18 protein-coding genes are annotated in these 19,564 nt (G+C 70.0%); 3 read left to right on the top strand and 15 right to left on the bottom strand.

The window, feature by feature from the left end; translation table 11 throughout:
* The first annotated feature begins 98 nt into the window (after positions 1-98).
* Positions 99-656 (top strand): hypothetical protein, encoded by a 558-nt coding sequence (locus GTZ93_RS38550; protein ID WP_120598198.1) that lies wholly within the window; start codon positions 99-101, stop codon positions 654-656.
* 152 nt (positions 657-808) lie between these two features.
* Here GTZ93_RS38550 and gyrB read toward each other — a convergent pair whose 3' ends face one another.
* Both gyrB and GTZ93_RS38560 read right to left on the bottom strand, forming a co-directional pair.
* On the bottom strand, positions 809-3,262 hold the full coding sequence (gyrB, locus tag GTZ93_RS38555) for a DNA topoisomerase (ATP-hydrolyzing) subunit B (protein ID WP_139920229.1): 2,454 nt from the start codon (positions 3,260-3,262) through the stop codon (positions 809-811).
* Positions 3,263-3,384: 122 nt separating this feature from the next.
* Positions 3,385-3,840 (bottom strand): hypothetical protein, encoded by a 456-nt coding sequence (locus GTZ93_RS38560; protein ID WP_120579789.1) that lies wholly within the window; start codon positions 3,838-3,840, stop codon positions 3,385-3,387.
* A gap of 113 nt (positions 3,841-3,953) precedes the next feature.
* On the opposite strand from GTZ93_RS38560, the gene GTZ93_RS38565 reads away from it, so the two are divergent.
* Entirely contained in the window at positions 3,954-4,706 is a 753-nt protein-coding gene (locus tag GTZ93_RS38565) for a GNAT family N-acetyltransferase (RefSeq protein ID WP_139920231.1), read from the top strand.
* A gap of 7 nt (positions 4,707-4,713) precedes the next feature.
* Here GTZ93_RS38565 and GTZ93_RS38570 read toward each other — a convergent pair whose 3' ends face one another.
* The 12 genes from GTZ93_RS38570 to GTZ93_RS38625 form a co-directional block, all read right to left on the bottom strand.
* On the bottom strand, positions 4,714-5,532 hold the full coding sequence (locus GTZ93_RS38570) for a helix-turn-helix domain-containing protein (protein ID WP_120579787.1): 819 nt from the start codon (positions 5,530-5,532) through the stop codon (positions 4,714-4,716).
* Positions 5,533-5,537: 5 nt separating this feature from the next.
* A complete protein-coding gene (locus GTZ93_RS38575; RefSeq protein ID WP_139920233.1) occupies positions 5,538-7,703 on the bottom strand; it encodes a cation:proton antiporter domain-containing protein in 2,166 nt (721 codons plus the stop codon).
* Between the two features lie 107 nt (positions 7,704-7,810).
* On the bottom strand, positions 7,811-8,188 hold the full coding sequence (locus GTZ93_RS38580) for a response regulator (protein WP_139920235.1): 378 nt from the start codon (positions 8,186-8,188) through the stop codon (positions 7,811-7,813).
* Entirely contained in the window at positions 8,185-9,813 is a 1,629-nt protein-coding gene (locus GTZ93_RS38585) for a sensor histidine kinase (protein ID WP_261779014.1), read from the bottom strand. Before GTZ93_RS38585 ends, GTZ93_RS38580 begins: the two co-directional genes overlap by 4 nt.
* 230 nt (positions 9,814-10,043) lie before the next feature.
* Complete coding sequence (locus GTZ93_RS38590; protein WP_139920238.1) at positions 10,044-10,673, bottom strand: DUF2378 family protein; 630 nt, start codon at positions 10,671-10,673, stop codon at positions 10,044-10,046.
* 274 nt (positions 10,674-10,947) lie between these two features.
* Positions 10,948-12,111, bottom strand: a complete 1,164-nt coding sequence (locus tag GTZ93_RS38595; protein WP_139923864.1) for a pyridoxal-phosphate-dependent aminotransferase family protein — start codon at positions 12,109-12,111, stop codon at positions 10,948-10,950.
* 156 nt (positions 12,112-12,267) lie between these two features.
* Positions 12,268-13,167: a zinc metalloprotease gene (locus tag GTZ93_RS38600; RefSeq protein ID WP_139923866.1), complete on the bottom strand. Its 900-nt coding sequence runs from the start codon at positions 13,165-13,167 to the stop codon at positions 12,268-12,270.
* Positions 13,168-13,339: 172 nt separating this feature from the next.
* On the bottom strand, positions 13,340-14,242 hold the full coding sequence (locus GTZ93_RS38605; protein ID WP_120579780.1) for a zinc metalloprotease: 903 nt from the start codon (positions 14,240-14,242) through the stop codon (positions 13,340-13,342).
* 116 nt (positions 14,243-14,358) lie between these two features.
* Complete coding sequence (locus GTZ93_RS38610; protein ID WP_161663312.1) at positions 14,359-15,543, bottom strand: MlaD family protein; 1,185 nt, start codon at positions 15,541-15,543, stop codon at positions 14,359-14,361.
* Positions 15,540-16,373 (bottom strand): ABC transporter ATP-binding protein, encoded by an 834-nt coding sequence (locus GTZ93_RS38615; RefSeq protein WP_139923895.1) that lies wholly within the window; start codon positions 16,371-16,373, stop codon positions 15,540-15,542. The genes GTZ93_RS38610 and GTZ93_RS38615 overlap by 4 nt, the downstream gene beginning before the upstream one ends.
* A 13-nt stretch (positions 16,374-16,386) precedes the next feature.
* Positions 16,387-17,181 (bottom strand): MlaE family ABC transporter permease, encoded by a 795-nt coding sequence (locus GTZ93_RS38620; protein ID WP_121752549.1) that lies wholly within the window; start codon positions 17,179-17,181, stop codon positions 16,387-16,389.
* On the bottom strand, positions 17,178-17,684 hold the full coding sequence (locus tag GTZ93_RS38625; protein WP_120577955.1) for a hypothetical protein: 507 nt from the start codon (positions 17,682-17,684) through the stop codon (positions 17,178-17,180). The genes GTZ93_RS38620 and GTZ93_RS38625 overlap by 4 nt, the downstream gene beginning before the upstream one ends.
* Positions 17,685-18,021: 337 nt before the next feature.
* On the opposite strand from GTZ93_RS38625, the gene GTZ93_RS38630 reads away from it, so the two are divergent.
* Complete coding sequence (locus GTZ93_RS38630) at positions 18,022-18,402, top strand: hypothetical protein (RefSeq protein ID WP_128800001.1); 381 nt, start codon at positions 18,022-18,024, stop codon at positions 18,400-18,402.
* On the opposite strand, the gene recF is transcribed toward GTZ93_RS38630, so the two are convergent.
* Entirely contained in the window at positions 18,399-19,529 is a 1,131-nt protein-coding gene (gene recF, locus GTZ93_RS38635; protein WP_120577953.1) for a DNA replication/repair protein RecF, read from the bottom strand. The two genes, GTZ93_RS38630 and recF, sit on opposite strands and share 4 nt — an antisense overlap.
* Positions 19,530-19,564: the final 35 nt, after the last annotated feature.

The raw sequence follows: 19,564 nt of genomic DNA on the forward strand, positions 1-19,564 counted from the left end.
GCATCCACTCCCCAGTGCCCCCCTGACGCGCGAGTCCCGCGCGAAAGGGCAGTGCCTACCCTGACGGACATCCACTTCTTCTCTTCTGGAGTCCGTTCATGATGCCTGTCCTGTCCTCCACCGGCCTGGTGCTGCACAACCTGGGGCTCGCCGTGGGGTTCGGCGGTTCGCTCTTCGGCAAGGTGGCACTCAACCCCGCCGTGAAGGTGATTGGCTCCCACGCGGAGCGGGGACAGGTGGTGAACGCCGCGTGGAACGGCTTCAACATCGTCAACGCCGCGTCCGTGGGCCTGGCGGCCATCACCTGGCTGGTGGGCCGCTCGCGGCTGACGGGCCGGGAGATCGACCGCACCACGCGCGGGCTGGTCATCGCGAAGGACGTGCTGCTGGGCGCCACCGTGGCGCTGGGCGCGGCCAACGTCTTCGGCGGGGCTTGGCTGGCGAAGCAGGCCCCCGAGGGCGCCGTCCCGGTGGAGACCGGCCTCACGCCCACCGCCAGCACGCCGGAGAAGGCCGCGAAGACGATGCGGGCGCTGGACGTGGGCGGCATCGCGAACCTCGCCGCCATGGCGGGCGTCATCGGCATCACCGCCATCCTCAACATGCGCGCGGGGGCGTCCTCGCGCTGGTCACTGGTTGCCAGGTTCCTTCCGTAAGGGCTCACGGGGGCCGCCGTGCGTCACTTCCGCGGCCCGGCTCGAAAAGGATGGGAAGGGCACGTGGGCGCGGAGCCGAAAACGGCACCGGGCCCACGGGTCTTTGTCCCCGGGGCCCGGCGTAGTGCTTCAGGCACTGCGTGTGGCGAACCTCAGATGTCCAGGTTCTGCACGTCCAGCGCGTTGCGCTCGATGAACTCGCGGCGCGGCTCCACCGCTTCACCCATGAGCAGCGAGAAGATCTCGTCGCTCTCCACCATGTCCTCCACGCGCACCTGGAGCAGCGTGCGGCGGGTGGGGTCCATGGTCGTCTCCCAGAGCTGCTCCGGGTTCATCTCGCCCAGACCCTTGTAGCGCTGCAGGCCCAGGCCCTTCTGCGCGTCCTTGCGGACCGCGGCCAGCACCTCCTGCACGGAGAACGCCGACACCTCGCCCGCGTCCACCTGGACGAGGTAGGGCGCCTTGCCCAGCGAGTGGAACACCTCGCGCAGGGCGACGAGCTCCAGGTACTCCGGCGAGGACAGGTAGGCGTGGTCGAACACGGACTCGCGCATGGAGCCGTTCACGTCCGTGGTCACCACCAGCTTGCGGGACTGGTTCTCCGCGTCTTGCGGCAGGTCGGTGGACAGCCGGCCCATCACCTCCGGCATGCGCCGCTGGCAGTAGTCGCGCATGGCGTCGAGTTCCACCTTCACCGCGGCCTCGTCCGCCAGCATCTCCGCGCGCAGCTGGGTGGCCTGCACCAGCGCGTCCACGATGCGCGCGTCGCGGCGCTTGGCCTGCTTCTCCAGCCGCTCCTCGTAGGTGATGACCTTCTCCAGCAGCGCCTTGAAGTCGCTGCCGCCCAGCTCACCGGCCGGCGTCTTCACCCGGCAGTGCTCCGCGGCGATCTTCAGCAGGTACTCGTTGAGGGCGCGCTCGTCCTTGACGTAGCTGTCCTTCTTGTTGCGCGTGACTTTGTAGAGCGGCGGCTGCGCGATGTAGACGTAGCCCCGGTCGATGAGCTCGCGCATCTGCCGGTAGAAGAACGTGAGCAGCAGCGTGCGGATGTGGCTGCCGTCCACGTCTGCGTCCGTCATCAGGATGATGCGGTGGTAGCGCGCCTTCTCCGGGTCGTAGTCCTCCGCCCCGATGCCCGTGCCCAGCGCGGTGATGAGCGTGACGATTTCGGCGCTGGTCAGCATCTTCTCGAAGCGCGCCTTCTCCACGTTCAGGATCTTGCCGCGCAGCGGGAGGATGGCCTGGTTGCGCCGGTCACGGCCCTGCTTCGCGGAGCCACCTGCGGAGTCACCCTCCACGATGTACAGCTCGCTCTCGTGCGGGTCGCGGCTCTGACAGTCCGCGAGCTTTCCGGGAAGGCCTCCACCGTCCAGCACGCCCTTGCGGCGCACCGTCTCACGGGCCTTGCGCGCGGCGAGGCGGGCGCGGCACGCGTCGCCAATCTTCACCACGACCTTCTTGGCCAGCGGCGGGTTCTCCTCCAGGAAGCTGGCGAGCTGATCATTCACCATCTGCTCGACCAGGCCCTTCACCTCGCTGTTGCCCAGCTTCGTCTTCGTCTGACCCTCGAACTGGGGGTTGGAGAGCTTCACGGAGATGACCGCGGACAGGCCTTCACGCGCGTCCTCACCCGTGGGCGTCTCCTTCAGGTCCTTCCAGAGGCTGCCCTTCTCCGCGTAGCTGTTGAGCGTGCGCGTGAGCGCGGCCTTGAAGCCGGACAGGTGGCTGCCACCCTCGTGGGTGTTGATGTTGTTGGCGAAGGTGAAGATGCGCTCGTCGTAGCCATCGTTCCACTGCATGGCGATTTCGAGCGACACGCCCTCGCGCTCTGACTTGATGTAGACGGGCTTGTCGTGCAGCGCTTCCTTCGCCTTGTTGAGGTACTCCACGAAGGAGGAGATGCCGCCGTCGAACTTGAAGTCGTGCTCCTTCTGGGTGCGCTCGTCGCGGATGGTGATGTGCAGGCCCGCGTTGAGGAACGCGAGCTCGCGCAGGCGCTGGCTGAGCGTCTCGAAGTTGAAGTCCACCGTCTCCATGACCTGCGTGTCCGGCTTGAAGTGGATGGTCGTGCCGAGCTTGTCCGTGGTGCCCACTTCCTGGGGCGAACCGTTGGCCACGCCGCGCGCGTAGGACTGTTCGTAGACCTTGCCGGCGCGCTGGACGCGGACCTTGAACCACTCCGACAGGAAGTTCACACAGGTGACGCCCACGCCGTGCAGGCCGCCGGACACCTTGTACGCGCCGTTGCCGAACTTGCTGCCGGCGTGCAGCTCCGTGAGGACGACTTCCAGCGTGTCCTTGCCCTTGAACTTGGGGTCGGGGTGCGGGCCCACGGGAATGCCGCGGCCGTTGTCCTGGACGCTGAGCGAGCCGTCCACGTGGATGACCACGTCGATGTCGGTGCAGTGGCCGGCCAGGGCCTCGTCCACGGAGTTGTCGACGACCTCGTAGACGAGCTTGTGGAGCCCGTAGGTCATCGTGTCGCCGATGTACATGCCGGGGCGCTTGCGGACGGCCTCCAGCCCTTCGAGCTTGGTGATGGCGTCCGTCCCATAATCGGCGGGCGGCGCGGCCGGCGCGACACCGGTAGCGGGGGTCTTTTCCATGTGAAGCGTGTCCTTGGGAAAGGCTGCCGTTGCGACAGGGCTCAAGCCCGTTGTGCCTACCACCACCGGGCATCCCGGACAAGCTCCGGGAGCCCACGCAAGGCTGCGGAAAGATTCATGAATCAGGCGTCAAAACGCGAGGGCGGGAGGCGGTCCTCCAGCGCCGAGATCAACTCTTCATAAACAGCCTTGCGGGCGAAAAGATGTCGCGTGACGAGCACCCTTCCCTCTTCCTTGAGGAACAGGCCCAGCACGCTCCCTTTGCGGCCGACCCGGCGCACGGAATCAATCTGTCCCCAGTGCAACTCCAACGACTGGCCGCTGAAGGGCCGGGCCACCCGCACGCCCGCGGCGTCCAGGGTGATGCCCCACTGCGCGCGAGGGCGCAGGCGGTGGACGGAGACGAGGAAGGTCAACATCAGGCCCGCGCTGATGCCGGCCCGCGCCATGGCGACCAGCCCCCCGCCGCCCCGGTAGTCCGCCAGGGCCCAGGCGGTGAGGACCGCCAGGAGGCACGCGCCCAGGGTGAGGCCGATTCGGGTGGGACGTGGATCGAACGAGAAGAAGCGCGGGGTCATGGTGGCGGGCCCAAAAGGGATGGAAACCTAACCCCCTGGCGCACGGTGTGCGCGTCCTTTCCTCTGGGGCTGTTCTTTGGCCGTCGTCCCCGCGCATAGGCTGGCCGGCACGCATGACGGATGCCGAACTCACCCTGCGCCTGCACACCAACCTCATCGCCTTCAAACGCCTCCAGGCCGAGCGCGGCCCGCTGCGCCACCTGCACCTCCCCGGCGTGGACGCGTTCGCGCTGCCTGGATACCAGGACGCGCACTTCCAGCAGGTCCTCTTTACGGACGCGGACGCGCTGGCGGCCGCGCTGCCGGCCATCACGGACTTCTACCGGGGGCATGGGCTGCCCCGCTGGCGGGTCACCCTGACGCCGGGGCAGCGGGACGCGACGCGGGTGCTGGGCGCCGCGGGCTACCGGCCGGACTTCACCGTGGTGGCCATGGGCGCCTGGCTGAAGGAGCTGCCGGACGTGGCTCCCGGGGTGCCGGTGGAGCCCGTGGAGGACATGGACGACCTGGTGGAGATCAACGTCCAGACCTACGGCACGGAGTGGCGGGACATCCTCTCCGTGTGGCAGCGGCCGCCCCGCCTGCCGGTGCACACCGTGGTGGCGCGCGAGCACGGCCGGGCGCTGTCCTGCGGGCTGGCGGTGGACGTGGCGGACACGGCGGGCGTGTACCTGGTGGCCACCCACCCGGAGGCCCGGGGGTTGGGGCTCGCGTCGGCGGTGATGCGCGGAATCATCTCCGAGGCCCGCAAGCGCGGGTGCACCGCGACGGTGCTCCAGTCCACCCCGGCGGGCATCCGCGTGTACCGCCACCTGGGCTACCGCGACCTGGGCCCCTGGGAGCACTGGGTGCCCCAGGGGCGCTGAAGGCGCGCTAGCGCAGCGTTTCCAGCTCCTCCAGCGTCTCCAGCACCCGCTGGGGTTCCTCCAGGCCGTGGAGCCGGTCCGCCAGGCCGCGCCCCGCGAGCCGGGCCACGTGCGCCAGCCGCATCAGCCTCGCGCGGCCCACGTGGCCGTCCACCAGCGCCACCACCAGCCGCAGGGGCTGGCCGTCCGGCGCGTCCACCTTCAGGGGCCGGGCCAGCGTCACCAGCGCCGCCACCGGGGCCGCGCCGGGCACGAACGCGTGCGGCACCGCCACGCCGCTGCCCACCTGGGACGGGGCCGTGCCCTCGCGCTGGCGCAGGCCCTCCGCGAGCGCCGCCCCGTCCACGCCGGGCAGGGCCGCCGCCAGCCGTCCGGCCGCCACGTCCAGCGCGTCCTCGTAGTCCCCGCAGGAGAGCTGCAACACCACCCGCTCCGCGCTCAGGAGCGGCCCCAGCGGGGGCACGGGTTCGTTGCCGCGCACCTCACGCAGGGGGAACTCCGCGTCCAGGAAGGCCCGCACGCGCGCCAGCTGCGCGCCGGTGAGCTTGCGCCGCGCGATGTCCAACATCAGCGTCCCCGCGGCGGGCACGTCCTCCAGGTAGCCCGCGACGTACGGGCTCACCCGGTTGGCCACGTCCATCAGCAGCCCCGGGGGCACGTCCAGCTCCCGGGCGATGGCCGTCAGCCGCTCCTGCGTGGGCGGCGCGTCCACGCCATTCTCCACGCGGCTCAGGTACGCGCTGGACACGCCGATGCGGCGCGCCAGGTCGCGCAGGGACAACCCCGCGTCCACCCGAAGGAGACGCAGCGTGGCACCCAGGTGCATGGCGGTCAGCTCCGCGCGCTCAGCGGCTGCGCCGCCTCTGGAGTCGCGCCCTGCGTCCGGGCCTGCTCCGGAGTCTGGGCCAGCACCGGCGCCCCCTCCGGGTGACGCACGAGCAGCAGCGAGGCGGGCGCGTCGCGCACGATTCGCTCGCGCTGAACGCCGAACAACCGGTCTTCCAGGCCCCATTCGGTCCCCAGGCCCACCACGACGAGGTCGTAACCCGCCTTCACTTCTTCCAGCGCTGCCTCTTCCGGCGACGCGTGGCGCACCACCTTCAGCTTCACGGAGGCGCCCTCGTCCGCGGGGAACAGCTCCTCCACCTGCGCGCGGCCCGCGCCCGAGCCCTCGGGAGAGGTCACGTGCAGCACCGTCACCTCCGCGCCGGCCTGCTTCACCAGCCGCCGCGCCAGGCCCAGCGCCGCCCGGTCATGCCGGCTGCCCACGAAGGGCACCAGCACCCGGCGCACCTGCGACAGGCCGCGGTCCACCAGCACCGCCACCGTGCCGCCCGCCTCCTGCATCACCTCGTGCACCGTGCCGCCCAGCACCGTCTGGCTGAAGAGCGGCTTGTGCCAGCCCAGCAGCACCAGGTCCGCGCGCTTCGCCTGCGCCGTGCGGCAGATGTCCCGCGCGGGCTCCGACGACACGAACGACAGCGTGCGCACGGACAGCCCCAGCTTCTCCGCGCGTCCCACCAGGGGCGCCAGCGCGCCACTGGACGCGGCGGTGGGATCCAGCGCCTCCTCCCCTCGGGCCTTGAGCGAGCGCTCTGGGGACAGGAGGTGCAGCGCGTAGAGGTTCGCCTCGTTGCGCTCGCCCGACAGCGCGCGGGACAGCACCGCCATGCCCGGACCGGCCTGCCCGTGCGACACGCACAGCAGCACCGTGTACGCGGACGGGGGCAGCGCAGGCTCCGGCGCGCCCAGCAGCTGGTCGCGCGCCTGCTCCTCCGGCGAATACAGCAGGCGCAGGAACGGCGTGGTCATGAAGGTCGTGACCAGCGCCATGATGACCATCATCGTAAAGAGCGTGGGCGAGATGACGCCCAGGTCCAGGCCCAGGTTGAGCACGATGAGCTCCATCAGGCCGCGCGTGTTCATCAGGATGCCGATGGCGCCCGCCTCCCGCCACCGCAGGCCCGTGAGGCGCGCCGCCACCGCGCTGCCGCCGAACTTGCCCAGGCACGCCAGGACGATGATGACGCCGCACGTGAGCCACGCCTCCGGGGTGTCCAACAGGCCCAGCTGCGTGCGCAGGCCGCTGAAGGCGAAGAACACGGGCAGCAGCAGCACGACGGCCACGTCCTCCAGCTTCTCCGCCAGCGCCACCGCCAGCCCGCCCTCCTTGGGAATCACCGCGCCGAACATGAAGGCGCCGAAGAGCGAGTGGATGCCGATGTATTCCGTGGTCCACGCGGAGCCGAGCAGCAACACCAGGGTGATGGCCACCACGTTCTGGGTGAGCCCCTCGCGGTTGGCCACGCGCGCGCCCAGCCGGGCGAGGAACGGCTTCACCAGCAGCAGCATGAAGGCGATGTAGAGCAGCGCGAACAACGTGGTGAGCCCCGCCTGCGCCAGGTCCGACGCGCGCACCAGCGACACCACGAACGCCAGGATGCACCACGCCGTCACGTCGTCCACCGCCGCGCACGCGATGGCGATGGCACCCAGCTTCGAATGCATGAGCCCGCGCTCCGTGAGGATGCGCGCCAGCACCGGGAAGGCCGTGATGCTCATGGACACGCCCATGAACAGCACGAACGAGGAGAACGGCACGTCCGGGCTGGACAGCGACTTGTACAGCCACAGCGCGCCCGCCGCCGCGCCCAGCGCGAACGGGACCACGATGCTGGAGTGGCTGATGGCCACCGACGCGTGCCCCCGCCCCTTCAGCAGCTTGGGATCCAGCTCCAGGCCAATCAGGAACATGAAGAGCACCAGGCCGACCTCGGCCAGCATCTTCAGGAACGGCATGGACTCCGGCGGGAACAGCCAGTGCATGGCATCCGGCGCCAGCCAGCCCAGGAGCGACGGGCCCAACGCGATGCCCGCCACCACCTCCGCGATGACCAGGGGCTGCCCCAGCCAGCGAGCGCCCCGGCCAATCAGCCGGGACACCGCGATGATGACGATGAGCTGGACCAGGAGCTGGGCGAGCATGTGGGTGTTCATCTGACAGGCCTCGCTGGGAAGTGTTAAGGACGCACTTACCAGGGGCTCGCGCGTGGCGTCAACGCACGCGAGCATGGCTGCGCGCGGGAGAAGACACACCCTGGGTGTCAGGGAGCTTCGGGGGCCTTGTTGGCCGCCACGGCCTTGAGGAGCGTCTCCACGTCCACCGGCTTGCGCAGGTAGCCGCAGGCGCCCATCTCCTCCGCGACCTGGCGCGCGTTGGCGGAGGCGGAGAAGACGAGCACGGGGATGCCGTTCCACGCCTCCACCTGGCGCATCTGCCGGCCGAAGGTCGCGCCGTCCATCACCGGCATCATCATGTCCAGCAGGACCAGGGACGGCGGCACCGGCTCCCGGCGGAGCACCTCCAGCGCCTGCAGGCCGTTGCCAGCACCGAACACGGTGTAGCCCGCGTCGCGCAGGACCTCCTCCAGCGCCTCCCGCAGGTCCGTGTCGTCATCCACCACCAACACCGGCCGACTCACTCGCGCGTCTCCTTCTCCAGCGGCAGCTCCAGCGTGAAGCGAGCACCCTCTCCCGAGGCGGACTCCGCCCAGGCCCGTCCACCATGCGCCTCCGCGGCGCGGCGGGCCAGGTAGAGCCCCAGGCCCAGGCCTCCATACGAATGCGAGCTGACCGCGCGGCCGAAGCGCTCGAAGATGCGCTCCACCTGGTCCACGGGCACGCCGATGCCCCGGTCACGCACCTGGATGCGCGCGAAGCCCCCTTCCCGCCCCACGTCCACCTCCACGGGCCGTCCCGGACCGAACTTGAGCGCGTTGGAGATCAACGCCCCCACGGCCTGGTCCACCCGGAGCCGGTCCCACGTTCCCCAGAGTCCTCGACGGGTCGACTGGCGCAGTTCGCACCCGGCCGCGCGGGCCTCCGCCTGGTAGCGGTCCAGCACTTCGGAGACCAGCTCCTCCAGGTCGAAGCGCTCGGGCATCAGCGACAGCTCGCCGCTGGACAGCTGCGACACGTCCAGCAGGCCCTCCACCAGCGTGCCCAGCCGGCGCACCTGACGCACGCTGCGCTCCAGGCGCGTCACCACTTCCGGCTCCAGGTGGTGCGCTTCCGTGCGTTGCAAGAGCGTGCCCAGCTGCAGCCGCAGCGTGGTGAGCGGCGTGCGCAGCTCGTGCGCGGCCACGGTGAGGAACTCGTCGCGCAGGCGCACCGCTTCACGGGCCTCCTGGAAGAGCCGTGCGTTCTCCAGCACCAGCCCCGTCCTGCGCGCCAGCTCCTGCGCCAGCGACAGGTCCACCGGCGCGAGCGTGCGCTCGCCCAGCGTGCCCATGGACAGCACGCCCAGCCGGCCATCGTTGCCGGGCAGGGCCACGTTCACCACCGAGCGCAGCCCCAGCCCGTCGATGGCGCGCTGGTGCGCCACATCCCGGGTGATGGGCTCCGAGCGCTTGCGCACGTCCGGCATGAACTCCGGCTGACCGGTGCGCAGCACGTACGCGGGGCCCGCGGCGGACTGGGGGTCCAGCGGGAAGCGCTGGTCCAGCTTCCAGGCATGGGCGCGCCGCTCCGCGTCCGGGTGCGCCAGCGCCACCAGCCGCAGGCCGCCCTGGTTCGGGTCCTGGAGGAAGAAGGCGCACCAGTCCGCCACCCGGGGCACCATCAGCTGCACCAGCTGATCCAACCGCGCCGCCTGCTCCAGGGAGCCGGTGAGCAGCTCGCTGGCCTTGGCCAGGATGTCCCGGTCCACCTCCGCTCGCGTGCGCTCCCGGCGTACGCGCGTCTCTTCCAGTTCGCGCGCCACCGCCGGGCCCAGCCGGGCCATCCGGTCCTTGGAGAAGCAGTCGCGCGCGCCCGCCTTCATCAGCGTGACGGCCTGGTCCTCGCTCAGCTGGCTGGACAGGACGATGAGGGGCACGTCCCCCCCCTGCGAGTGCAGGAGCGACAGCACGTCCAGCGCGCTGAAGCGCGGCAGCCGGTAGTCGCACAGCACCAGGTCCCACGGCCCGGTGGCCAGCGCGTCTCGCAGCGCATCCAGCGTCTCCACGCGCCGGGCCGTGGGCAGGTAGCCCGCCTGCTCCAGCTCCGCCGTCACCAGCGCCGCGTCGTTGACGCTGTCCTCCACGAGCAACAGCCGGAAGGGCGTCATGCCCGGGCCCCGCCCATCAGCCCCGGGGCCCGACATCGCCCCTGCGGCCGGGAGCCTCGTGCTGCATCCATTCGCGTTGCTCCTCCCGTGGGGTGTGGGCCTCTTTCACCACATGCTAGTGGCCCTCCCTGTCACGCCAGCGGGAGAAATCGCGGACGTTCAACACCGAGCGCTGGCTGGTGAACGTCCCGCGTCAGGAACCCACGCCACGGGGGCGCAACAGCCCTGGATTACCAGGAAACGTCGTACTCGGTATCCAGCAGCGACAGCTGCCGCCCGTGCACCTGGATGTCCTGGGCGCCCACGGCCTCCAGGGCGGCCTGGAGCACGCCCTCGTGGTACGGCGCGGGCATGAAGTCCCGGCGCATCACGAAGCGGGCGCTGTGGTCGCCCGTCCAGAGGACGCTGCGCTCGCCGTAGCTCACCGCGACGCGGTAGCCCTCGGCCATGTGCTGGAGCATCCGCCAGGGGTTGCCTGCGGCGGCCTGCATCAGGTCCCGGCCGAACATGGAGGCCAGGAAGTCCACCGTGGCCTGCGTCCCGATGTACCGCAGCGCCTGCTCCCAGTCGCCCAGCTGGGGGCGCAGGATTCGCGTCGCCTCGGCGGACATCTCCAGGAAGCGCGCCACCGGGTACAGCTCCTCGGCGTTCAGCTCCCTCAGCCCGGACGCCGCGAGGCACTTCGCTCCGGCCTCTTCGCCCTGGAGGAAGTTCACCACGCCCACCACGCCCTGGAAGAACATCCCGCGCGCCCCGTCTTCCGGGGTCGCGGCCAGGCACCGCTCCACCAGGTGCCACGCCGCGGGCTCCTGCACCCAGCCCGCCGCCTTCGTCGAACCTTCCACCGGTCCGCGATCCATACCGACCTCCACTTCCACTTCAGGCGCTGGAATCGGCCCCCCCGCTTCGTGGGTCCACCCGCCAGCGCAGCCCTTCCCCCTCACAGATGCCGGGGCCCACGCCCCGCCCACACCTTGCAGCTAAATCACACAATTCCATCAAAACGACAAGAAATCCCTGGAACCCAGGAAGTACCTGTCATTATCTGCCAGCTTACACAAATCTAATGGAAGTGCAGACGGGTTCTCTCGAACCCTGAGAAAGCAGTGAGGGCTGGGCACCACGCTCCGAGTCCTACCCGGAGAGGGCGCTCTGTGCGGCCGCGACGGCGGTCCCGGGGGCGAACGCGCGGTGGCCGGCGGCGTGGAGGGCGCGCTCGATGGCGCCCACGGTGACGAGCACGTCCCCGGCGCTGACGCGGTTCATGTGGCCCACGCGGAAGTAGCGCGTCTTGATTTCCGGGTGGAGGCCGCCGGCGATGGCCACGCCCTGCGCCTTCACGCGGCCCACGAGCGTCGCGTCCACGCCGTCCGGGTAGTACACGGCGCTCAGGGTGTTGGCGGCCACGGCCTCCGAGGTGGGCACGAGCCGCAGGCCCAGCGCGCTCCAGGCGGCGCGGAAGGCGCGGGCCATGCGGCGGTGGCGCTCGAAGCGGGCCTCCATGCCCTCCGCCAGGATCTGTCCCAGGCTGACGTCCAGCGCGCAGACCAGGGACGTGGGCGGGGTGGCGAAATAGGCGGGCTTGCCGGCTTCGTAGGCCTCCATCACCGGAAGCCACTCCGCCCAGTCCGCGTACACGCTGGCGACGGGCGCCTTGCGCGCCTTCCACGCGGCGAGCGCGCGAGGACTCACCGTGAGGAGCGCCAGGCCCGGCGGCACGCCCACCGCCTTCTGGCTGGCGGTGAGGTACACGTCCGCGCCCCACGCGTCCTGCTGGAAGGCCTCGCCGGCGGTGGCGCACACGCCGTCCACCACGGCCAGGACGCCGTACTGGCGCGCGGCCTTCACCAGCGGCTCCACGGGCGCGAGCACCGCGGTGGAGGTGTCCACGTGCGTGACGGTCATCAGCTTGAAGCCGCCGCTCCGCAGCTCCGCCTCCACCTGCGCCACCTCCGGGGCGCTGCCCACGCTGGCCGCGCGCACGTGCGTCACCTTCGCGCCGTGACGCTCCAGGATGTGGGCCATGCGGTCGCTGAAGTAGCCGGTGTTCACCACCAGCGCGCGGTCGCCGGGCTCGATGAGGTTGGCCACGGCGAGCTCCATGGCCAGCGTGCCGCTGCCGGAGACGACGAAGGGCTGCGCGCCGGGGGCGAGCGACACCTCGCGCAGGCGCTTCAGGGCCCGGCCGAAGGTGGCGATGAAGCCCGCGTCCAGGTGCCCGGGCACCGGCCCGGACATCGCCTGCAACACGTCCGCGTCCACGTCCACCGGCCCGGGGATCATCAACAGGTCTCTCACGGCGCCACTCCTCCTGAAGGCCCCCTCCGGACAGCCGAAGGGCGGTCCCCCACTGTGGCCAGCGCGGGCCCGGCTTGTCCACGATGGAAACACAGACGCCGGAGCCCCCGCGGTGGGGACTCCGGCGTCATGGACTTCAGGAAGCGAAGGGATGGACTAGCGGTACGTCGCGGTCAGGCTGTCCGCGCGGGTCACCTGGCCAGCGGTGAACTGGTTCATGCAGTTGTCGTCCGTGTAGTCCATGAAGTTGTAGATGGGGTCCACGCCGCCGCCCGCGCAGGTGTCGCGGTTGACGGGGCAGCCAAACGCGGCCGAGGCCTCCGGAGGCGTGTCGCTGACGGAGTCACCCGGGTTGGCGCAGCCGCCCTGGAACGTGTGGTACAGGCCCAGCCAGTGGCCGACCTCGTGCGTGGCCGTGTCGCCCTCGTTGTACGGGGCCGCGGTGCCGCCCGGGACGCTGCTGTACAGCATGACCACGCCGTCCATCTTCGGCTGGCTGCTGTAGCTGGAGGGGAAGGTCGCCCAGCCCAGCAGGCCGCCCTTGAGGTTGGCGGTGTAGATGTTCAGCGACTCCGGGCCGCCCTTGCGCAGGGCCTGCTTCATCTTCTTCTCCGCGGAGGAGCCCGAACCCAGCGCGAACCACTGGGTGTTCGTGGTGCGGTCCGTGCCGGCCAGCGTGAACGTGAACGGGGTGTTGGCGTACGCCGCGTTCAACACGTTCATCTGCGAGGTGATCTGCGAGTCCGGAACGTCGCCGTTGGCGAGGCCCGTGCCCTTGTTGATGACGTGGAAGTACACGGGCACGTTCACCGAGCCCACCGCGCGCTTCGCGTGCACGCCGCGGTTCGCCAGCGCCGCTTCAATCTCCAGCTTCTCGTCGGCGGACGGCTCGATGGTCGCGCAGCCACGGTGCGGGACGGCCTGCTGGGTGGCGGACTCCTCCGCCGGGGCCTGCTCCTCGGGGGCCGGGGCGTTGCTGCTGCAACCCGCCAGGGACATCAGGGTGCCAAGGACCACCGCGACACGACCACCGCGCTGCGCGACGTAACGAAGCATGTGTCTCCAACTCCTCGCGAATGAGTGAAACACCGGCGCACGGATGAAACAGACATCGCGTCCGGGCCGGGACGCGGCGAGTCTGTGTTTCAACCCGAAAATGGAAAACGCCGGAGCCCCCTGAACGGAGACCCCGGCGTCGTCACATCGGCCACAGCCGCGCTGTTTATTTCTAGCGGTACGTCGCGGTCAGGCTGTCCGCGCGGGCGCTCTGGCCGGCGGTGAACTGGTTCATGCAGCTGTCGTCGGTGTAGTCCATGAAGTTGTAGATGGGGTCCGCGCCGCCACCGGAGCAGGTGTCACGGCCGGCGGGGCAGCCGTACGCGGGCGAGGCCTCCGGAGGCGTGTCGCTGACGGAGTCACCCGAGGCGGAGCAGCCGCCCTGGAACGTGTGGTACAGGCCCACCCAGTGGCCGACTTCGTGCGTGCCCGTGTCGCCCAGGTTGTAGGGGGACGCCGTGCCGCCGGGGACGCTGCTGTAGAGCATGACCACGCCGTCCATCTTCGGCTGGGACGTGTAGCTGGAGGGGAAGGTCGCCCAGCCCAGCAGGCCGCCGCTGAGGTTCGCCGTGTAGATGTTCAGCGACTCCTTGCCACCCTTGCGCAGGGTGTTCTTCATGTTCTTCTCGTTGGTGCTGCCCTGCGCCAGGGCGAACCAGGACGTGTTGGTCGTGCGGTCCGTGCCGGCCAGCGTGAACTTGAACGGAGTGTTCGCGTACGCCGCGTTCAGCACGTTCATCTGCGCGGTGATCTGCGAGTCCGGAACGTCGCCGTTGGCGACGCCCGTGCCCTTGCGGATGACGTGGAAGTAGACGGGCACGTTCACCGAGCCCACCGCGCGCTTGGCCGACACGCGGCCCGCGATCGCCGCCTCGATCTCCAGCTTCTCGTCAGCCGACGGCTCAACGGTCGCACAACCACGGTGCGGGATGGCCTGCGCGTTGGTGGTCTCCTCCGCGGGAGCGGGAGTCTGCTCCTCGGTGGTCGGGGCATTGTTGTTACAGCCCACCAGGGACATCAGGGTGCCAACGACCACCGCGATACGGCCACTGCGCTGCGCGACGTGACGAAGCATGGTTTCCCAACTCCTCGAAAAGTAGGGGGGAGCAGGAATACGATTTTAGTGACTCCAGAGTCAATCCACGGACAGTCCTGGAAATATTGTAAAGCAGTATGTGCTCAAACAGTAGCTCAGGGCGTCGGCGCGGGAGCGTCACCCGCGTCCGGGGCGGGCGTGAGCGGGGTGGGCGCCGTCTGGGGGGCTCCCACCTGGTCCAGGGACTCGCGGTTGCTCACGGAGAAGCGCACCAGGGCGCGGAGGATGCGGTTGCGCTTCACGTTGCCCAGCACCTCGCGCAGGTCGTCGTAGACGGTGGGGTCGTTGACGAGCGCGCCCAGGGTGCCGTCGCCCTTGGCCACGGTGGCGGTGATGGTCTTGATGTCCGCGGCGGCGCTGCCCAGGTCCGCGAACATGCCCTTGGCGTCGCCGTAGATGAGCTGGTGCACGGCGCCGTTGGGGCTCTTCTTCGCGTCCTCCAGCAGGCCCGCGAGCTGGCCGGCGGCCGCGCCCAGCTCCCGCATGGCCACCGCGCCGTCCTGGCCGTAGATGAGCGCGTGCGCGGTGCCGTCGCCGCGGCGCACCTCCGACAGGATGGCCTCCACGTGGCCCAGGGCGCCGTCCATGCGCTTCGCGGCGCCGGACGCGTTGGCGAGCAGCGTGTTCACCTCCTGGCCCGTGCGCGGGTCGTAGATGAGCGCGTGCAGGGCGCCGTTGCCCTTCTCCACCTCCTCCATGATTTTGCGCAGCGAGGCGACGCTCCGGGCCAGGTCCCGCGACAGGTCCGGGTTCGAGTAGGCCTTCACGGCGTCCTTGAGGGATTCGCTGATTTCGACGGAGTTCTCCATCACGCGGCTGGCGCTGGACATGAGACTGGACAGGTCCCCGCCGCTGCTGGACTGGATGACGCCGCCGGGCTCCACGGCGGGCTTGTCCGCGCTGCCCAGGGAGATGTCCACCGCCTTGTCGCCCAGGACGCCCATGCTGGTGAGGCGGGCCACGGAGTCCGCGCGGATGCGGCTGGCGTAGGCGCTGGCCACCTGGAGCTCCACCTGCAGGCGGCTGTCCTTCAGGTCCTGGGAGAAGGACACGCTGTTCACGCGGCCCACCTTCAGACCGCCAATCCACACGGGGGACTGGTCGCTCAGGCCGTCCACGCTCGGGAAGTAGGTGTGGAAGATGACCTGGCGCTGGAAGAGGTTGGACTCGCGGCCGATGAAGAAGACGACGACGCCTGCCACGGCAAGGCCAACGGCGACGAAGAGGCCTGCTCGCACGGCTAGGCGTTTCTCCTTCGAGGTCGACGTGAAGAGACTCATGGTGTTCCCCGGGGGTTCAACTCCAGGCGGCGCGCGTCGATGAAGGCGCGCACCTCCGGCACCTGGGAGCGGCGCATCTCCTCCGGGGTGCCTACCTGGACGATCTTCCGGTTGGCCAGCATGGCCATCCGGTCCGCCAGCACGAAGGCGCTCACCATGTCGTGCGTGACGACAATGGAAGTGGCGCCCAGGCGCTGCTTCATCGAATCAATCAACTCGTTGATGGTCTGCGTGGTGACGGGATCCAGGCCCGTCGTGGGCTCGTCCCAGAGGATGACCTCCGGGTCCGTGGCGATGGCGCGCGCCAGGCCCACGCGCTTGCGCATGCCGCCGGACAAGTCCGACGGCATCAGCTTCTCCGTGTTGGGCAGGTCCACCAGCTCCAGCTTCTCCGCCACCCGCTTCTGGATTTCCGCGCGGGACATGGTGGGGAAGTGTTCACGCAGCGGGTACGCCACGTTGTCCGCCACGCTGAGCGAGTCGAACAGCGCCGCGCCCTGGAACACCATGGCCACGTGCTTGCGGACCTCCAGGAACTGCTCCTCGGAGAACTTCGCCAGGTCGTAGCCTTCGAAGAGGATGCTGCCACCGTCCGGGTGCAGCAGGCCGATGAGGCACTTGAGCAGCACGCTCTTGCCCACGCCGGAGCCGCCCAGCACCACCAGCGTCTCGCCGGCGCGCACGTCCAGGTCCACGCCGTCGTAGACGCGCTTGGCGCCGAACTGCTTGATGAGTCCGTCGAAGCGGATGAGCTCCTCGCCCGGCGTGGGCTTGCGGAAGCTGAACGGGACGGCGGGGTCGCGGTGGTGGTGGTGGCGGGCCTTGCGCATGGTGCGGGAGGCTTCAGAAGTAGAGCGTGATTTTCGTGATGAAGAAGTCCGCCAGGCACACGGTGACGGAGGTGATGGCCACCGTCTGCGTGGTGGCGCGGCCCACGCCCTCCGTGCCGCCCTCCACCGCCAGCCCCTTGAAGCAGCCGACCAGGCCGATGATGAGCCCGAACACGGCGCCCTTGATGACGCCGGAGACGAAGTCGCCCATCAGCACCGCGTCCAGCGCGCCCTGGAAGAACTGGTCCAGGGAGATGCCGTACTGGGACCGCACCACCAGCGCGCCGCCCACCAGGCCCACCACATCCGAGAACACGGTGAGCACCGGCATCACGATGAGGCACGCGAACACGCGCGGAACCACCAGCTTGCGCAACGGATCCGCGCCCAGCGCGCGGATGGCATCCACCTGCTCCGTCACGGTCATGGAGCCCAGTTCCGCGGCGATGCCGGACCCGATGCGCGCGCCCACGGTGAGGGCGGTGAGCACGGGGGCCAGCTCTCGGAACAGCGTGAGGATGACCACGCGGCCCACGGTGTACTGCACGCCGAAGCGCGCGAGGAAGTAGCCGAACTGGAGCGAGATGACGAGCCCGGCGAACGTCGCGGTGAGCAGCGCGATGGGCAGCGAGCGCACGCCCAGGGATTCGGTGTGGAAGACGAGGCCGGCCCAGTCGTAGGGCGGGCGCACGGCGCGGCTGAACACCTGGCCCGTCATGACGGACAGGGCGCCCAGGGACTCCATGCGCTCGCGCAGGCGCTCCTTGAGGCTGGTGCCGCCGGAGAAGAGCTTCCCCTCGGGCATCATCGCTGGCGCTCCGCGCGGAAGCCCTGGAAGAGGCTTTCGAAGTCCGCCATGCGCGCGTCGGCGGCGCCCACGGGGGCGACGTAGCTGAAGTCGAAGACGCAGTTGTCCTTCTTCACCACCACGAGCTCCAGGGACACGGGCACGCCGTCGAGCTTCGCGACGTAGCGGCTTCGCAGGGCCTCGCGGTCGTCCAGGGTGAAGGTGCGCTGGCCCAGGTCCTGGCGCTCGGTGAAGCCCATGAGCAGGTGCTTCGTGAGGACCTGGAGGGACGGGTCGTCATGGTCCCGGCACGTGGAGTTGGTGGCGATGACACGTCCGGTGTCGCCGCGCTCCACGAAGGCCAGGTCGTTGTCGTCGAAGCCGCGGCGCTCCCAGACGTCGTTGGACAGCGGGCCGACGCGGTACTTCACGTCGGACTTCCGGAGCACCGAATCCTCGAACGTCGCGCGGTGGCACCCCGCGAGGAGGGCGGACAGCACGAGCGTCAGCAGCAAACGCGACATGGCACCATTTCGTTCGTCCCGGGTCCGCCCGGTGGGACGGCGGGCATGGTCATGGTGCACGCCCGGCAGGTCCGCAAGAACTTCGTCGGAGCGAACGTCGACTCACGGACGCGCGCCCGCCGAGGGCCCGGCGCCCTGAATGGACTCCGGGCGACAGGGGCACAGGCGTTCGTGGAGACACGAAGGAGACCGGAGCCAGGTGCCATCTATTCCGGAGGGGAGGCCGGGGTCGCTCTCCCGCCGTGTCCCCGGTCGGACGGGGGGAGGCGGGGTGCATGGGGGCATGAGCAGGTCCCATGTTCAGCCGGGAGCCGGGGATTCTCACGAGGAGGATTCGATGGACGGCGGACTGGCGATATTCGGATTCGGGTTGTTCCTGCTGTCGATTGCCAACCTGTACGCGCGCACTTCGTACTGGCTGGCGTGGCCGCTCCTGGCGATCTCCATGCTGGCGATGGGGATGGCGTTCAGCGAGTCGAAGCGCCTGCGGGACGTGTCGCTGGGGGTGGCGGCGGCGCTGGGGGTGTTGTTCATCGCCGCGTTGGCGACGGGCACCGTGTGGTGGCTGACGCTGGCGGTGTTCCTGTTCGCGGTGGCGTTCGGGCTGCTCTGGGCGGAGTTCCGCTTCGAGTACTTCGGGCACGTGACGCGGCAGGAATTGCCCCACCATCAGCGCCGGTCGGTGCACTGGCCCTGGCACCGGCGGCGGGTGCACTAGGGTTGTGACGGAGGCTCGGTGGCCACCTGTCCCGCGTGGACGGTGAGCCAGAGGGAGTCACTGGCGGCGGCGGCTCGGACGAGCCCCGCGTCGGTGGTGGTGAGGAAGACCTGCGCGCCGCTCCGGGCGAGGTAGCCCATGAGATAGGCATTGCGCTCGGGGTCCAGCTCGCTGGAGACGTCATCCAGCAGCAGCAGGGGGAGGAAGCCCATGGCGGCCTCCAGGTTTTCAATCTCGGCGATCTTCCACCCCAGCACCAAAGCACGCTGCTGGCCCTGGCTCGCGTAGGCGCGAGCGCTGCGGCCGCCCAGCGTCACGGACACGTCGTCCACGTGAGGGCCCACGGAGGTGAAGCCGCGGTCCAGGTCACGGCGCAGGCGCGCGGAGAGGGCTTCGCGCAGGGCGGAGGCGAGCGCGGCCTCGTCGGCATGGGCGAAGTCGGCGCCGAGGTGCGCGGGGTGGTAGCCGTAGACGGCGGGGTCCACGGTGCGGCCGATGGACGCGAAGGTGGCCTGGGCGCGGGGCGCGAGCTCGGCCATCAGCGAGCGGCGGCGGGCGTAGAGGCGTGCGCCCGCGCGGGCGAGGGTCTCGTCGTAAGCGTCGAGGTACGCGGCGTCGACGGTGGCGCCGTCACGGAGCAGGCGGTTGCGGTTCTTGAGGGCGCGGGCGTACTCGCGGCTTTCCCTGAGGAAGGCGGGGAAGCGGTTGAAGACGGCGCGGTCGAGGAAGGCGCGGCGGGAGTCGGGGCCGCCCTTGATGACCTCCAGGTCATCAGGGGTGAAGGCGACGACGGAGACACCGCCGAAGTAGTCCTCGAGGCTGGCGGCCTTCTTGCCGTCCACGAGGGCCTGGCGGGTGCCGCCGCCGACTTCGACGGAGATTTCGCGCTCGGCGCCCTTGAGGAGGAAGCGGCCGGTGACGCGAGCGGCCTGGGAGCCCCAGCGCACGAGTTCGGAGAGGCGTCCGGCGCGGAGGGGCTTGAGGGTGGCGAGGAAGTAGAGCGCCTCCAGGAGGTTGGTCTTCCCCTGCCCGTTCTGGCCCACGGCGATGGTCGAGTGGGGGCTGGGTGCGAGCTGCACCGCCGGGAGGTTGCGGAAGTCCTGGACCTGGAGCGAGAGGAGGCGCACAGCGTCACCGTGAAGGGGCCGACCTTCGTACTACA

The organism is Corallococcus exiguus (assembly GCF_009909105.1).
GTDB classification, from domain to species: domain Bacteria; phylum Myxococcota; class Myxococcia; order Myxococcales; family Myxococcaceae; genus Corallococcus; species Corallococcus exiguus.

Excerpts from the sequence above, each read along its gene's own strand:
- GTZ93_RS38585 (WP_261779014.1), bottom strand. The coding sequence starts at position 9,813 with ATGACGCCCTTCCGGCTGTTGCTCGTGGAGGACAGCGTCAACGACGCG.
- GTZ93_RS38560 (WP_120579789.1), bottom strand. The coding sequence starts at position 3,840 with ATGACCCCGCGCTTCTTCTCGTTCGATCCACGTCCCACCCGAATCGGC.
- GTZ93_RS38630 (WP_128800001.1), top strand. The coding sequence starts at position 18,022 with ATGGACGGCGGACTGGCGATATTCGGATTCGGGTTGTTCCTGCTGTCG.
- GTZ93_RS38605 (WP_120579780.1), bottom strand. The coding sequence starts at position 14,242 with ATGCTTCGTCACGTCGCGCAGCGCAGTGGCCGTATCGCGGTGGTCGTT.
- GTZ93_RS38570 (WP_120579787.1), bottom strand. The coding sequence starts at position 5,532 with ATGCACCTGGGTGCCACGCTGCGTCTCCTTCGGGTGGACGCGGGGTTG.
- GTZ93_RS38550 (WP_120598198.1), top strand. The coding sequence starts at position 99 with ATGATGCCTGTCCTGTCCTCCACCGGCCTGGTGCTGCACAACCTGGGG.
- GTZ93_RS38575 (WP_139920233.1), bottom strand. The coding sequence starts at position 7,703 with ATGAACACCCACATGCTCGCCCAGCTCCTGGTCCAGCTCATCGTCATC.
- GTZ93_RS38615 (WP_139923895.1), bottom strand. The coding sequence starts at position 16,373 with ATGCGCAAGGCCCGCCACCACCACCACCGCGACCCCGCCGTCCCGTTC.
- GTZ93_RS38590 (WP_139920238.1), bottom strand. The coding sequence starts at position 10,673 with ATGGATCGCGGACCGGTGGAAGGTTCGACGAAGGCGGCGGGCTGGGTG.
- GTZ93_RS38610 (WP_161663312.1), bottom strand. The coding sequence starts at position 15,543 with ATGAGTCTCTTCACGTCGACCTCGAAGGAGAAACGCCTAGCCGTGCGA.
- GTZ93_RS38625 (WP_120577955.1), bottom strand. The coding sequence starts at position 17,684 with ATGTCGCGTTTGCTGCTGACGCTCGTGCTGTCCGCCCTCCTCGCGGGG.
- gyrB (WP_139920229.1), bottom strand. The coding sequence starts at position 3,262 with ATGGAAAAGACCCCCGCTACCGGTGTCGCGCCGGCCGCGCCGCCCGCC.
- GTZ93_RS38565 (WP_139920231.1), top strand. The coding sequence starts at position 3,954 with ATGACGGATGCCGAACTCACCCTGCGCCTGCACACCAACCTCATCGCC.
- GTZ93_RS38600 (WP_139923866.1), bottom strand. The coding sequence starts at position 13,167 with ATGCTTCGTTACGTCGCGCAGCGCGGTGGTCGTGTCGCGGTGGTCCTT.
- GTZ93_RS38620 (WP_121752549.1), bottom strand. The coding sequence starts at position 17,181 with ATGATGCCCGAGGGGAAGCTCTTCTCCGGCGGCACCAGCCTCAAGGAG.